Below are 14,988 nucleotides of genomic sequence, written 5' to 3' on the forward strand. Positions count from 1 at the left end.
GTTTTTGCTGCAGTGGTCCTGTTCTGTTTTTGAACAAAGCAAGACTACTTCATGGGTTAATTTATAAAACAAATATATATGCTTAATGCGACAAAACGTGTCGTGTTTTATTTTTGTGGATAAGTTTTGCTGATGTAGTTTTATCTGATACTGAATGATGGTAAAAATAAACTCCGAAGTGTAGAGACTTCGGAGTAATTCTTTATATGTTATTCAAATTGACGAATTTAGATTTAGAATTTTTTTAATTGGATTATGCAATATGAATCGTTTTAATTTAAAAGGACTGCTTTACTGGCCATAATCTATAAAAAAATTTTTATCTATAAATAGTTGAAAGGTTCTGGATGTACATTCTATCTTTGAAATTGGACTGTTAGTAATGACAAAAATAGTTTTAATCCCTTGAGTAGATTCTGTAAATGATTTTCCTTGTAAACTTGTCTTGATTACACTTTTACCCTCATGAAATTCTGATGTAAATTCCAAAAATAAGTTATCCAGATATTCAGCATTTGCTCTAAGATCGTTTGTAACTCCATATTGGAAATCAAATTTCAGTTTTTTGATATCTTGCCTTTTAGAATTTTCTTTTTTAGTCTTTACTTCGTAATCTACAATTCCAGTCCAGATAGGGAGGGGGTTTGCATATTTTTCCTTGAAAATTTTTATTAATGTAGAAATCAGTTCGGGGAGAGAACATTCTAGTAATAATTCTTCCAAAACTTCTTCTTTTTGTAAATTTTCCATAGTTTTTGGATCTCCTTCTCCATCTAGTACTGCTCTATATTTTTGGGGAGTAATATAGTATAAAACTTCTAAATCTTTATTTTTAATCATAATTTATAATTTTTTATAGTGAATATATTCAACTCTGTTACCATAGTGTTCCAATAATTTTTCTATCCATAAATCGGCAACATCTAAAGAGTTATAATCAACAGGAATCCCTTTTGGTAATAAAATTTTCGCTATTTCTTTTTGTATTACTGAGATTTCTCTAAATGTCAATTTTTCTCCTGTATATCTCAATACAAAAACACTTCTATCAGTTGATGCTACAGCTCTAAGCTCCTGCATACTGTTAAGTAGAAAATTTCTAATATCTCCTGTACTTAAACTGCTACCTGCAGGATGATTATGTGTTACTGTAGCCCCTATTAAGTGCTCAGTATATTTTTTTAAATTCACTTCTTTACGTTTCCCACTTGAGATATCCTTGATCAGCTCACCTGTAGCCTTTCTAATTCCTGCATATTCATGAGTAAATCCAAAAATTTTCTTTTCATATTCAAGTATTTCTACAGGAGCCAAGTCATTTGCTATATCTACTACTTTGGCTAAAGTAGTTCTTATTTCATTGCCTGCACCTTCATAAAGAAGCATTTTTTTATTTTTTAAAAACCAGTCAGCAATTTTTCTCCAAAGATTTTTTATAAAATCCTTTAACTTTTGGCCTCCTGTTTTAAAAATTAAAATTAAATCTTCTAATGCCTTGTTTACTTTTTGATAAGCTTCTGCAGTCTGGATCTTTACAAATTTAGCAGTTTGAGAAATCGTTTTTCCTATTTCAGAATTTATTTTTGCTAAAACTTCTCCAATTTTTCCAACTTCACTTATTTTAGCAATATCCGCGAAAGGGATAAAAAAAGTTCCTATAAATGACATTGTAAATCCCGCTGTGTAATTTATTCTAACCCAATTAAATTCATCTGAATCTTTGTTGATTAAATAATCTTTGATCTGGATTACACCTTCTTTTATTGCTTCCCATATATTTTTTAGTAATGTCATATCCAACATATTCCAAAAATTATCAATCATTTCTAGAGTTTTCTGAAAATCCTTACTGATATCAAAAGGAGTTTCTAATAAAGCACCAAAGAATTTAAGGGTTGATGCTACAAAATCTACTAAACCATTCCATATTCCACAGAGTAATGCTATATCCTCTGTTAACTCAGTTTTTACTGTTTGTACAGCAGTATTACCTGAAGTAAAAAAAACTTCTATTTGTTCTTTTATATAGTTATTATAAGTATCAATAAATCTTTCTATAGAACTTATTTGTGAAAGTATATATCACTTAAAAATTTTGGAGTAAGATCAGAAAAATCGAAACCTTTTTTATCAGTGAAAAGAGCTTTTATATCATTCAATATTTTATTAGAAATGGTAAAGGCATTAATTAAATTTTCTTTTTTAAAAAAATAACCTTCTATTTCTGTATCCCAGAAATCATCTGATATCTTTATATAATCTATCCCTTCTCCAAGTTTTTTTAGAACCCAGCCCAGAGCTTTTGCCGGAGCGGAAATACCCATCATTACATATTCAAGAAAAGTAAAAAATCCTTCTTTTATCTTACTATTCTCAATATATCCCTTTTCCATTAATTCCTTTACAACCTCCTGATTGATCTTGTTTGTACTGTTTTTTACAGCTTTCATAACTTCGTTGTCAAAGAGATTGTCTTTTAGATCACCCTTGTTATTGGTAAACTGTCTTCTAATCTTTTCAGACATTCTGCCATATAAAACATCATTACTTAATTCATTACTATCACTTTCTAAAAATAGAATAACCTCATCATCTTTTGGCTTAACTACTTCATAATATTCTTCTACTTTATTTCCATCATCAGAAACGAATATCAATAATTTAAAAGCTAATAAATCATCTTGATCTCCATAAATACCATTTTTATTAGTGTCGACATAATAATTATAAGAATCAAATTTATAGTTCTTTTTAAAAGTAATATCTTGTATTATAGTAGTATTACCGTTTTGATACAAATTCGCATCAGGATAATATTTTGTAAGCAGATCATCGGAGGACTGATTGAAAAACTTGACCGTTGCAAGCGGGCTAACATGGTTCATGCCCCTGATATGCTCTCCTATGGTAAACGTATTTTTAAGCGAGGGAAACTGTGTTGTAGAAAACGCATGATCCATCGACAAAGCTTCTGCTCCAAAATCAAACATGTCTTTGTATTCTGTGTTTTTCATTGTCTTAATTTTAAAGATTAATAAAAGAGGCAGAGTGATTCACTCTGCCTCTTTTGATATGGTTAAACAGAATTACTGAAGCGCTTTTTTCAGTTCTGCCAGAGGCAGCTGGGCTACCACTTCTTTCGGGCTGTCGTCTGTAGTCAGCTGAAGGAAGCCTTCATTCAGTTCGATATTGTCAACAAAACGGTCGTTTCCGGAGTTCAGCTGTGACTGCACGATGGTAAATTCAGTTTCGGTAACTACGTCTTCCGGGACCTCAAATTCTTCAGGATTTTCATGGGTGAACGGTAATGCTGTTTCTGTCACCAATCCTGCAGAATCCTTCTGTAAGATGTTAAGCGCGGTAGGTAAGGTCGTGATCCATGCTTTGCCCTGCTTCTGTCCTAGCGGTTCACGCATTTCGTCTACGATGCTCATGTACATCGGATCGCCGATGACCGGAACTTCGCCGCCGTTCCAGATCCTTCCGGTAGTCAGGAAGAACTGTACGGCATCTTCAAATCCCGGATTAACGGTGACAATCACTCTTGCCATACCGGCCTGAAGGAAGTTCCTGAACAGTGGGTCTGCACTGTTGGACAGGTACATGTTCTGCCATTCGCTTCTGTTGGCCCAGTAGTACGGATAGAAAGTATACTGCATAATGGTCCATTCAAAGGCCTGCTCCATAAATTTAGCTAATGCGGTATACTGATCCAGGTTCTCATCGAGGATGATGCTGAAATCCTGCATGGCTTTTGCATTATTGGTCAGATTTTTCCCTAAAGCAGAGTAATCCTGAAGGAGAAATGCGATACAGTTATGCTTAAGGATCACCCTTTCCATATCACGGTAGAATGTGGACATTTTCTCCTGGTTTTCTTTTTCCTGTTCTTTGGCAGCCGCTTCAAGCTCTTTCTTCTTCTCCTGGAATGCGGCATCAGCCTCCTGATATGCTTTGATGATAGCATCGAAGTTCTCCTGCTTCCATGCATTCATGTAGGCATCAGAAAGATTGCAGGTAATTTCAAAATTGAAATTTACCGAATCAATATTAATCCCCTGATAAACAAAATTGTAGGTTCCCGTTACATTCTGAGGAGAAAAATAGGCGATGCTGTCAACTGAAGTCCCTCCATTGTTGAACGTTGCAGTCCCTCCGGCAAAATTGCTGGTATTCAATGTGCTTCCTCCTCTTCTGTTTCTTTCGAATCCATACCACATTTTTACGTGGTTTGCCTGATAATTGGCAGGGATGTCAATATTCAGATGCTTATATCCGGTATCTCCATTAAGCTTGATCCACTGTAACCCTGTAGTGAACTTTTTGGTCGTTTCGATCAGTTCAGTAAGCTTAACACCATAGATGCCTGCCCAATACTGGATCTGATCTACTGAAGCAGATTTAGGATCTGTCATGGTCCGAGGCTGAGTGGCCGTTCGCGGATCGACAGGAGCAGTCAGGGTTTCTGTCACCGATGCGGCCGTGGCCAAACGGTGCAGTTTTGCCGGTTCGGGGATCATGAACTCAAACATAGTGCGCTTGCCATAGTTGAAGATCTGATTTTTCATCTTTTTATCAACCCATCGGTACACACCGATGACATGTTTGTCACCATTTCTGTTGTCAAAACCATGGGCATTGTTCTCTTCAAACTCCTCAATGATCTTTTCAATCCTTTCTTCTGCGACCTTAGTGAGAAGTCTTTCGGTTGCTTTCTCCGTGATTTCCTGGGATTTGGCAACCGCCTGTCTTGTACTGTTTTCTTTGGCATTGTGAGAGGCAAAGCTGCCGCCGACCTGATAAGATTTACCGCCATACTGAAAATGGGCCTCCGCATTGATATCCTGCTGGATGATATTGGCCACTTCAGACTGCATGTCATTTCGGGTGGTTGAAGTCGTGTCATTCAGATTTTCCCTTTCGGTAGATTTGGATGTGGTCGTCTGGATCTCACTTCTTCTCAGTTTGCGGGTGGATTTCTGCTTGAATTCCTTAGCCATTATATTTTCAATATGGGTAACTTCTCCAGGAACATAGGCGTGCATGGTCTGTACCACCTTGAGGTAGTCGGCAATACCCAGTCTTTTTACCCCGAAATGTTTAGGGAAGAAAACGCCCGGTTGTGGCGTGTCATTACCGGAATCGTCTGTCTTGATTTCTTCAGTATACAAGATCCCGGTATAAGGCTGGCCAATTCCCAGCCCAGAATATTCCACTGTAGCCTGTTTTCCGTTGTTAAAGAAAATCTGGATCTTCAGGGACCTGATCACTTTTCCAAACCGGTTAACCAGGATAGGAGGAAAAGTTACCTTATTATCGACAATGCTGATGTTGGAATAGGTTTCTTCAAAAAGCCCCATATCTGTACTGGCTGAAATTTTTGCTGAGCCTAATCCGTAAGAATTACTTTCCGCCTGATAATAGAACGTAAGGGAAGCAGAAGTCTGGGCAATTCCAGTAGTATAGCCTGCCTTTAAATAATACGTTCTTGACACGGCCTGCGAAAGATTGCTTTGCGTATTGCTTACCGGAACGAGGATATTCCCGAGGTTAAGGTATTTCTGCTCCTGGAGAGGCGACTTCTCAAGCAACGACTTCAAGACTGCTGACCATTGCTCATCCAGTTTTTCAAAAACTTCTGCAAACGTATCATAAAAATCAGTGATTTCAACAATAACATTCCCAAGCTGTAACTGCCGCTCTGAGATGACAGCCGTATAATTATCATCATAGCTGCCGGCTGAAGCATTTCCTGTTCTTTTTGTAAAAAGATTGATGAATAGCTTCAGGGAATCTAAAGAAAGTCCGCTTTTAAGGTCTTCAAAGTTGAGCTCATTTTTGTAGGTAAACTGGAATAAAGGGATATTCAGCGGTTCAAGGCCTGCGTACAGCTTGTCAATTTCAGCTTCAGTCATTCCTTCCGTGATCTGGGATTTTATTCTTTCAAGCTGTTCATTGTAGGCGTCAATTTCCTTTCTGTACCGTTCCTTATATTCAGCGCTGGCTGCATCATAGGCTTTGTTCCTGAGTTTTACGTAAACGGTCTGGATATCCTGCAGTCCTGCTTTTAATTCTTCGAGTCCCTGTTTTTCAAAATTCAGTCTGGAAAGATCTGAGATTTTATCACCTTCCGCTGCCAACTGATTGTGGATAGACAAAGGGAGGTCAGTGCCGCTGATGGCTGCTTCCCCAATTGCAGAGGAATCTACCCTAAAGGCATCGTTACGGCTGGATAATTGTGAGCCGGAAGAGTTTTCTCCTTCATATCCGTCCCCGAAAAATTTCATCGGCAGTACGACACGGGCATCCAGTGCTTTCGCTTTCAGGTCCTCGCCATTGATTTTAACCAGTTCCGTCGTTGGAGATAAGGTACATACATATCCGAAATGGATCGCCTTTAAAATATGAACGAGGGCTTCTTTTACATAAAAGTTTTTTTCTGTAACGGTCTGGTAAATCAGATTATCCCATAATTGAGGGACCGCACCCTGAATATTGCTGTCGCTGTAAAGGTTTTTTGCGGCAGTTTCATCAGCCGTGGAAAGTGTTTCCCTTCTAGAAATTTTCCTTCCGATCTTCAATGCTTCCGCTAAAGGGCCGCTTTCGATGATCAGTTCAGACTCATAGCCTGTTGTGGAAAAGGTTTTTGCTGCCCTTTCCAATGCCTGGAATTTTGCCAGGGCAGAATCTCCGGGATTAACAGCGCTGTTAAAAGCACTTCGCATTTCAGAAGGCCTGAGAATAAAACCTAAGTTCTGTTTTTTAGTTTCTGTCAGCTGTGGATTTCTTAAGCTCACAAATCTGAACAGTGTTTGTGAAACATTGTTTTTGTTGTTGGTTGTTGCCATTTTTTATTGGTTTAAATTTTTGTATTGATAAGGTTAGTTATTGGTCATAGTTCTGGCTGTCCAGCATTGTATGAATGTTGAATGCAATAGATTAAAATGAATGTTGGATTATGTTTTCTTGTATTTCAAAGGTAATGTCGGACAGCGACAGAACTTGACGCAATAAAATGATTTATGTATTAACCCAGTTTTTTGAAGTTATTTTGATCGAACATCAGGACTTCGCCGTCATCATCGATATATAAGGTAATCTTGTTTGCCGCAGCCAATAGGTAGGGCTTCAATCCTTCGATATTGATGCTGACAGAAGCTTTTTCGAAATTAAAAATCACAAAGGTCTGTCTTCTTCTGATTTTCCCGATATTCAGTTCATTTCCTTCCCTGAATAATACATGGACCAGTTTTCTTCTGCTGGCAATGTCGTAGGAACTGCTGCCTTTCAGGGAAAACTCATCAGGCTGTACGGTAAGCTGACCATCTTCCAGGATGATTTCTTCTGATGCGGATGATTGGCTGATGGCGTTATCCCAGGTATCAATATTTGCAGCGGTGATATTATTAACCGGATGTGATTTCGGAATATAATTCTGGCTGACATAATTTTGTGTTGCATATCCTGCATTTGCGTGGTTGCCCCAATTGTATGCTTGAATCCATTTATCCGCACTTCCATAATTTTCAGTATAGATATTACCATATACAGAATCAATGTTGACTTTAGTTGTATAATTAGCGCCCCCATCATTTGAAAATTGGAAACTAAAAAAAGCACTATCAGTGTTACCCCCCCTATTATTGCCTACTTTCCACCTAGTGTCATAATGACTATATACCCAGGCAGAAACTATATTATAAGCACCAGGCGCATTAAATGATTCTATATGATTAAACTCTGTACCATTTACTTTAAATACAGCTCCTCCTCCTAGGGCAAGATTACCAGCTTTAGTTTGTGATGAAGTATCAGTTGTGATACAATTATCAGCAGTCCATGCTTGTGTAGCTAAATCTTTATTCTGAAATGATGGTAATTGTCTCTCAAAATTGACTTTGCCAATATTACTAATACTTAGAGCAAGTTGAGGACCTGCAGCATATGAATCAGTAGTAGTAAAACCCATTGAGGTACCATTTGCTCCATTATTTCTAACAATGATACTTGCCTGAGCTCCTCCAGATGCTTTATTATAAAATCCTATTGCTGTACCATAATTATCAGTAGGTGATGATCCTTGACCTGTCTCAACTAATAGTGCATAAGTATCTTTATTTTTAGTTAGATTCCAACCGTTACCATAATTACCTTGAGCCCTATCCAATGTTTTTGAGCCCGTAATATGTTGATCAGTTTCAGCGGTTACCACCGTCCTCCAATCTGTCCAACCTTGATCACCAGAACCATATTGAGTACTTCTAAACTTCATACCCTTATCATAACGATCAATAGTAAGCTGCTGCCTGCCATCATCAGAATTTAAGTTTAGTGTAGTCGTATAATAATATCCAGAAGAAGGTTCTTCCTGTCGGTATATACCCGAATCGATTACTGTATTTAGATTCTTAGTGTGAATTAAATTTTTAAATAGTTGACTGACATTTGCTTTGGAATCTGGTTTGAAGTTACCCGAATGCCATATATATTTGGGCTTTGTCCAACCTGCATTACCATCACCATTATGGGTTCTAAAGCCTAATGCATCATTACCTGAGTAAGTTGAAAATATTTCTACACTGTAATCTCCTCCTATCCCAGAGTAATTAATAACAGATCCTGCATCGCCTGTTCCAGCCCAATTATAATCAAACCAAACTGTATTCGATCTTTTTGCTGAACCGTTATTAATGCCTCCATTTTTATCAACGGCTATTCCATTACTAGTACTTAAAACATCATATCCATTAACTTTTACCTGACCACCATATGGCTGTAAGTTGATAACTCCCCAAGTATAATTATTACCAACAGTTATCACCATATTATTTGATGATGGGATACTTATTCCTCCAAAAGTACCATCTAGATTAGAAGCTTTTAATCCAAAATAAGGATTATCATAGTTACTTCCATTTGGGACATCAATTTCAATCTTAGCATTTTGGGGCACATAATTGTCTAGCATTGCTATTGTGGCAGCTCCCACATTTGTTAAATATGCTAGATAGTCTACATTTGAAATTGGCAGATTGTTAGCATGCCATATTCTTTTATTAAGCATTTTTACTCCATGGCTATCTTTTCCAGTTAGATATACATTTTCACCGGTATAAGAAAAAGCAAGGCCGGCCCCATACTCACCGTTACCAACTTGTGAGTGATTGACCCACATCAATAACGAACCATAGTCATTATCGCCGTTTGGTCTATAAAAGCCAGATTTTTTTGGATTAAATGTACCTAATGACTGTCCTAAATCCGGAGGGTAAGCTTCAATGGTTCCTGTTGGATTTGATCCACAGATGAAATCTTGCATATTTCGATGTCCGCCACCTCCAAGAAGTAAGTAATCATCACTAGATCCCGCCTTAAGAAAACCGTTTGCAGTAACTTTGGCAGATCCGTCTCCGTTGATATCTTTAAAGAAAAAACCTGCATCATTTCCTCTATAGCTGATGGTTCCGGCATATTGAGTAGGCTGATGAAAAGCTATGGTTGGAAATATAGTATTAAAAGATCCATTACCGTTAAGCATAATTGCCGCACCGTTATATCCATTGCCGTCAGCGCCATTAAAAGTCTTTTTACCATCTATCGTCTGTGGAGTATCCAGTGTCACGTAATCCTTTAATGTGCTTCCTAAATCATTTACGGCGTTGTGAATGTCATTGGTATTGGCATTCATCAGAATTCCGCCACTCCAGATTCTGGATTCTGTAGGTTCTATAGTCTGACTATGTACGGTATACGATGAGATGTGAAGAGTAGGAACCGATGTACTGTTAACATCAAACCAGTATTTGGATCCTCCCCTGACATAAATTACGACATCCGAAGAACGCGGCATCTGATCATATCCGATTACTTTAGTATCATCTTTTACCCAGGACTCATCCTGGTAATTGCAAATCGCTTTAAAATGAGCGGTTCCCCAGCCACTTCCATAGACTTCGAATTCGTAGTAACACCAGAATCCGCCACCATGTGTTGAATAAGAGGGAACACCCATTGAACTATCCAATGTTCTGTACACTTTAATGGTAGAAGGGTAATAGCTGTTACATTGGATCGTAACCGGATAATATTTGGATTCATCCAGACCTAAGGTGTCAATCATAGTCCTTTTCCCGAATATTCTTCCCCCGATCTCAGAATCATTGCCTGCATTGACTGCATTCCTTGCCTTTATATTTCCGTTGGAGTCTACTGTGAGGCCTGGATTTCCCTTACTGGTAAAAATATGGTTGTTTCCCGATTCATGGTAGACCGTATCGACTATAGGATTTCCAATATAAAGCTGATCTGCATTACTTGCATTAATAATTTGGCTGCCATTTAATTTTGAAGAAGAAAACTTATCACTGATGACCGTTCCAGGCGTATTTATATCCCCTTTTGAGTATATTCCAAGATGAGGAACTAACGATTCGTCCACATATCCGTCAGAAAGCAGTAATCCTCCTGTTAGCAGTCGTTGTGCCTGATTGTTTTCATTCAGGATACCCAGAGGCTTATTGGTCGTTATCGCCCTGTAGATACCCATATCTCTTTTTCCCCAGTAATCATTTGGGTTAAAATTATTACTCGTCCACAGCTTATACCAATCCGTATGGTTTTTTTGGTCATATCCGGTACTCCTGTACTTTCTGAAATACATATTGTCCCCAAATAACGGAGATGCCAGTTGAAACCCATAGTTGTCATGTTCAGCCCATGCGTTGACGTTAATCCATGCCGAATAATAGCTTTCCGGTAAATTGCCATTAGGATCTGCGCCGAAAAAACCGGATTTGTGGGTAATATTAGGGTCCGTAATATTATTGAAATTTCCGCCCCAGCCATTATTGCCGGATACGATATTCTGCAGGTTACCTTCATGGATGATTTCCCAGCTTTTAGTACCGTCATTGTTTTCTACCCGCGGATTCTGATTACTGCTTCCTTTTTTTAACGTTATTCCTGAACCAGCCTTCTTGTAAATTTTGTTACCTGCTTCGAAATTGATCCCCAGGCCATCATCCGTAAAGTTTAAATCTCTTTTGAATGTTTTGCTTCCTGAAATGGCCTGGTCAGTATGCGTAGTGACAGCTCTTGAATCTTTCTTAAAATATTCGCTGAGCGTTGTTGCCTGCAACACAAGGCTTGAAGCGTCCGCATCCCATTCCAGCTTCCAATGGTCTTTATTGAAAGTCTGATCTCCCAAATAAGCCTGGAGATCTGTAATGGCAACCCTCGGATAAGCAAATATACCCAGCTGTGAGCCTAAGATCAGTACGTAAAAGTCTCCGGAAGCAGGATCTTTATAAAATTCAATTTTCCCGATATGGGTAGATTCTCCGGATTTCCAGTTTACGGTAGGTTCATAATGATTTTCCTGATACCTGTACAGGTTGATCTGAAATTCATAAAATTCATAAGGATAGCTGTATAGCTTCACAGTAAAGGTCAGCATGTTGCCCGCCACAGCGGAAATTCTGATCAGCAGATTGCTTTTGAATCCTCCAACGGCATCATTGATAACAGAAAGTCCCATGGTGCCATCCTGAATTCCGGAATGGGAATAAAAGTGTTTAATATCATGCAGGTTCTGGCTGTTGAGGCTTACAGTACGGTCAGCACCCTCATACGGAATATAATTGCCTAACTGGGTATTATCAATCCCCACATAGGAACTTCCGCCCCATCGGTATTGTTTGTTATCTCCTGTAGTGATATAGATCTTTCCTTTCTCACCCGGTTGTGGCAGTTCTGCATAAGATCCGAATTCAAGGACATCATCCACATAGCTGGGAAGCTGCGATGCCGGAACTTTACCGTCGACAAGATCTGCTTTCCTGGTAAAATCATAGGCAATGTTTTCAGGAGGGATGCTGTCCTCCTTATGGAAGTAAGATGCCTGCCATTCCCAGAAATCTTCCTGTCTGGGAATATCTCCGTTCTCAAATAATTTTTTTAGTTCTTCTTTGTTTAACATTTTTTTCTTTTTAATTTATGCGTAGATAATAAAGCTATCAGCTACCGGCCTTCCATTTATGATGTTTTAGAATGGCTGAGCATGATACCCGCTCATTTTTGAGTGTTTTTCCTATGTGAGATACTTTAAGCTGATCATAGACATTATTCTGGCTGTCCGTCATTTCGTCAATGATGAATCTAAAGGAGCTGAAAAGGTTTTGGTAATGGTCAGGAGTCAGGTCTGGTCAGATGTGAATCGGGTAGGCAACAGAAGCTGTTTGTGCTGTAATATTTTTAGAATTCTTCTTCAGGAATATCGGTTTCATAATCTTCCCGGAAAAAATTTTCAATGTCTTTGAGATAATTCTCATAGTCCATTTCTGTATTTTCGATGTCGCTCCAGTCTATGGTGTAGAGGTCTTCATCAAGAACAGGTTCTGAATGTTTGTATTGTGTTTCCATATGATAATACTATTTATTGGATTGGGTATGAATTGTTAAAATTTGTCAGTATATTCTTTGTTTTATAAGTTGTTGTATGGATAAAAGCAGATAAAAGGATTTCTTGTCTTGGCTCTGATTCAAAGGTATAAGCGTGGTGCGACAAAACTTGACGTAATAAAAAAAATAACTCAATAATGAGTTATTTTTTAGGTGAAGTCAGTGAGTTCTATTTCGTCTCCCATGAGCATGAGAATGTCCATTTCAGAGAGCATGGATTTCAGCTTTACAGTACCCATTTTCAGTTCATTATGGGTGAGCAGGTACAGCCAGATATTGCGTATGAAATCATTGAATTCCATACTGTTGTTGTATCTTGGGGTATAGATGGGTGCTGCCAGTGTTAAAAGCTGTTTGATGATCTCTCTGCAGTCGTTTAGTTTCCTTTCATAGGGAATCAGTACATTCAATACGGTATTCTGGATATCGTAGAGAATTCCGGAAGCTGCCTTGGTCTGGTTTTTCCTGATGTTGATTCCTCTGCCATCAGTCAGCCTGGCCGAAATAATTTTACTCCTGAAGCCAGCAATTTCCGATACTTCACTGATATTATAGGTAGAAAGGATATTTTCAGAAGCCTTGAGCCAGTCCATAATCTTATCAATAAAATAAGGGTCTTTTTTGTCAAGTGAGGATACGACAGACGGGAATTCCAGCAGCTTTTCTTTCAGTTGGGTAACCAGGATAAATTGTGATTTTTTCATTATTCAGGGATTAGGGTTTCAACAATGTTTCCGTCAATATCTTCATAGCGTGACCATTCCATACCGGTTTCACTGATGCTCATTTTAGCATAAATCAGGCATTTCGGATCAAGCTCCATCAGTTTGGACGCTTCTACGATCACACTGTTGTCAGGTGTTTTTTCAATAACTTTCTTCGCTTCATAGATTGTGCGGCTGAGGAGGCTCTCACGCAACGTTTCAATACTGGTTTCCTTCCAGTAAATGTTAGGAAGAGATTCGCATATTTCAGCAATGCGGTAGACGATATTTCCGAAATATTTTTCATATCTGGGATATACATTTTTTATTTCCTGTGATGTTAACTGATCAATGATTTCATCATATTCAGACTCCAGTTCTATAAGGGCTTTTCTCAGATGGAGATCTGATTCTCTGTCGCTCGGGTCATAATTTGTTTTAAGTACTTTGGTGATTTCATCATAGGCAAAATCCCTTAATTGGAGAATAGGCAGGCCTCCTGCCTGGGCAAAAGGGATGGTGAGGTCTACGGTCCCTATTTTCATCCTTGGAACGGAAAAGTTTTTAAGCAGTTCATCCTTGGCATATTCTCTGGCAATCTGTATGGTCTGGAGGTCGGCCATTTTGCGTGCGGAAGCAATTTCGGAAACAATTCCTCCCAGGTATTCATTTAATGTCGGCATGATAAAGTTTTTTATGATTAGTATAAATGGTATAAAAGGATGGCTGCCGTAACAGCCATCCGAAAAAATTAAACGGCAGCAATGCTGTCTTCCAGCATGTCCAGGATTCTGGAAAGTCCGGCCGGCAGTTCATCATTCACTGCTTTTACGTGTACGCCTAATGTATAAGTTCTTTCAGTAGTTGAAGTACTGGATGATGTCTTTTTATAGGATGCAGAAGCATTGAACTTCACCTTCCAGAATTTCGCGCTTAAACTCGCATTTCCACTGAACTCACTGGACACATTCTGAGTCTCAACTGAGTTTAATTTGGCGTTGAAATCAATGGTCATCTCATCAATTCTCAGGGCCGGAATAGTCAGCATCGTCAGGAAAGGCACTTTCAGGTTCACACTTGATTCATTGAAAGGCTTTGAGCCTGATACTGCAGGGTCATACGCTGGATTGGGAACTGACTTTTGATAATTAAAGTCTACATACCTCAGTTGAGCCGGTGTAGCAGCCACTGCGGTGGAACCTGATCCTGAGGCGGCAACCGCTGGCATAAAGCCTACTTCCTTGATGAAGTTGACCTGTGAAATAGAAGCGTCATGCTGGGCTTTTACTGCTGCCTGCAAGGGGCCGCCAATATAAACGCTGAAATCTAAACTGTTTAATTCTTGTACTAAATTTGCCATAATAATGGGTTTTAAAGGTTAATAATTTGGTTGAAAAATATAGTTGTGCTAGCTACTATTAGGGATAGGGAGTACATATCCAGTCTGTTTACTGACTGAAATCTGTGGGAATAATAGGATAAGTATACGTTCGGATAGTCCGGAGTGCCGGCTATTGAATTTCTGGACGACGGGTGTCGGTGTAAAATATTTTCATGATTATTGGTTTTTAGGTTATAGTTTTTATTCTGATTCAAATATATTCAGGCGCAGCGACAGAACTTGACGTGTTATAAAAAATTTCAATATAAATTGTCAGTTAGTGTATGGGTAGTAGAGTGTGGTTTGCTTGTCAGTTTTGCCGTTCTTAATTCAGTAGGAAAAGTGCCTGAATAATCTGTATGCTATTTATTTAACTGGTTATTGTTTTATTCTGGTTCAAATATATTCAGATGCAGCGACAGAACTTGACGTAATATAAATTTT

At 38.5% G+C, this 14,988-nt stretch carries 9 protein-coding genes; all 9 read right to left on the reverse strand.

Annotated elements, in window-relative coordinates:
* Positions 1–291: 291 nt before the first annotated feature.
* The 9 genes from CGB83_RS13750 to CGB83_RS13785 all read right to left on the reverse strand — a co-directional run bounded on the left by CGB83_RS13750 (position 292) and on the right by CGB83_RS13785 (position 14,523).
* A complete protein-coding gene (locus CGB83_RS13750; RefSeq protein WP_100076311.1) occupies positions 292–840 on the reverse strand; it encodes a hypothetical protein in 549 nt (182 codons plus the stop codon).
* A 3-nt stretch (positions 841–843) separates the two neighbouring features.
* Positions 844–1,824 carry a hypothetical protein gene (locus CGB83_RS13755; RefSeq protein WP_100076312.1) on the reverse strand — a complete coding sequence of 327 codons (981 nt, stop codon included), beginning with the start codon at positions 1,822–1,824 and terminating at the stop codon, positions 844–846.
* Between the two features lie 239 nt (positions 1,825–2,063).
* Positions 2,064–3,014, reverse strand: a complete 951-nt coding sequence (locus CGB83_RS13760; protein ID WP_100076313.1) for a hypothetical protein — start codon at positions 3,012–3,014, stop codon at positions 2,064–2,066.
* 72 nt (positions 3,015–3,086) lie between these two features.
* The gene (locus tag CGB83_RS13765) at positions 3,087–6,848 is read right to left on the reverse strand and encodes a hypothetical protein (protein WP_100076314.1); all 3,762 of its coding nucleotides are present in this window, start codon (positions 6,846–6,848) and stop codon (positions 3,087–3,089) included.
* 179 nt (positions 6,849–7,027) lie between these two features.
* A complete protein-coding gene (locus CGB83_RS13770) occupies positions 7,028–11,977 on the reverse strand; it encodes a hypothetical protein (RefSeq protein ID WP_100076315.1) in 4,950 nt (1,649 codons plus the stop codon).
* Between the two features lie 275 nt (positions 11,978–12,252).
* Complete coding sequence (locus CGB83_RS20185; RefSeq protein WP_157761427.1) at positions 12,253–12,420, reverse strand: hypothetical protein; 168 nt, start codon at positions 12,418–12,420, stop codon at positions 12,253–12,255.
* A gap of 188 nt (positions 12,421–12,608) precedes the next feature.
* Entirely contained in the window at positions 12,609–13,163 is a 555-nt protein-coding gene (locus CGB83_RS13775; protein WP_100076316.1) for a hypothetical protein, read from the reverse strand.
* A complete protein-coding gene (locus tag CGB83_RS13780) occupies positions 13,163–13,846 on the reverse strand; it encodes a hypothetical protein (RefSeq protein WP_100076317.1) in 684 nt (227 codons plus the stop codon). The genes CGB83_RS13775 and CGB83_RS13780 overlap by 1 nt, the downstream gene beginning before the upstream one ends.
* A 68-nt stretch (positions 13,847–13,914) precedes the next feature.
* A complete protein-coding gene (locus CGB83_RS13785) occupies positions 13,915–14,523 on the reverse strand; it encodes a DUF2589 domain-containing protein (RefSeq protein WP_100076318.1) in 609 nt (202 codons plus the stop codon).
* Positions 14,524–14,988 lie beyond the last annotated feature (465 nt).

The organism is Chryseobacterium camelliae (assembly GCF_002770595.1).
GTDB classification, from domain to species: domain Bacteria; phylum Bacteroidota; class Bacteroidia; order Flavobacteriales; family Weeksellaceae; genus Chryseobacterium; species Chryseobacterium camelliae.

Coding starts and splice junctions, on each gene's coding strand:
- CGB83_RS13755 (WP_100076312.1), bottom strand. CDS start 1,824: ATGATTGATAATTTTTGGAATATGTTGGATATGACATTACTAAAAAAT.
- CGB83_RS20185 (WP_157761427.1), bottom strand. CDS start 12,420: ATGGAAACACAATACAAACATTCAGAACCTGTTCTTGATGAAGACCTC.
- CGB83_RS13765 (WP_100076314.1), bottom strand. CDS start 6,848: ATGGCAACAACCAACAACAAAAACAATGTTTCACAAACACTGTTCAGA.
- CGB83_RS13785 (WP_100076318.1), bottom strand. CDS start 14,523: ATGGCAAATTTAGTACAAGAATTAAACAGTTTAGATTTCAGCGTTTAT.
- CGB83_RS13750 (WP_100076311.1), bottom strand. CDS start 840: ATGATTAAAAATAAAGATTTAGAAGTTTTATACTATATTACTCCCCAA.
- CGB83_RS13760 (WP_100076313.1), bottom strand. CDS start 3,014: ATGAAAAACACAGAATACAAAGACATGTTTGATTTTGGAGCAGAAGCT.
- CGB83_RS13775 (WP_100076316.1), bottom strand. CDS start 13,163: ATGAAAAAATCACAATTTATCCTGGTTACCCAACTGAAAGAAAAGCTG.
- CGB83_RS13770 (WP_100076315.1), bottom strand. CDS start 11,977: ATGTTAAACAAAGAAGAACTAAAAAAATTATTTGAGAACGGAGATATT.
- CGB83_RS13780 (WP_100076317.1), bottom strand. CDS start 13,846: ATGCCGACATTAAATGAATACCTGGGAGGAATTGTTTCCGAAATTGCT.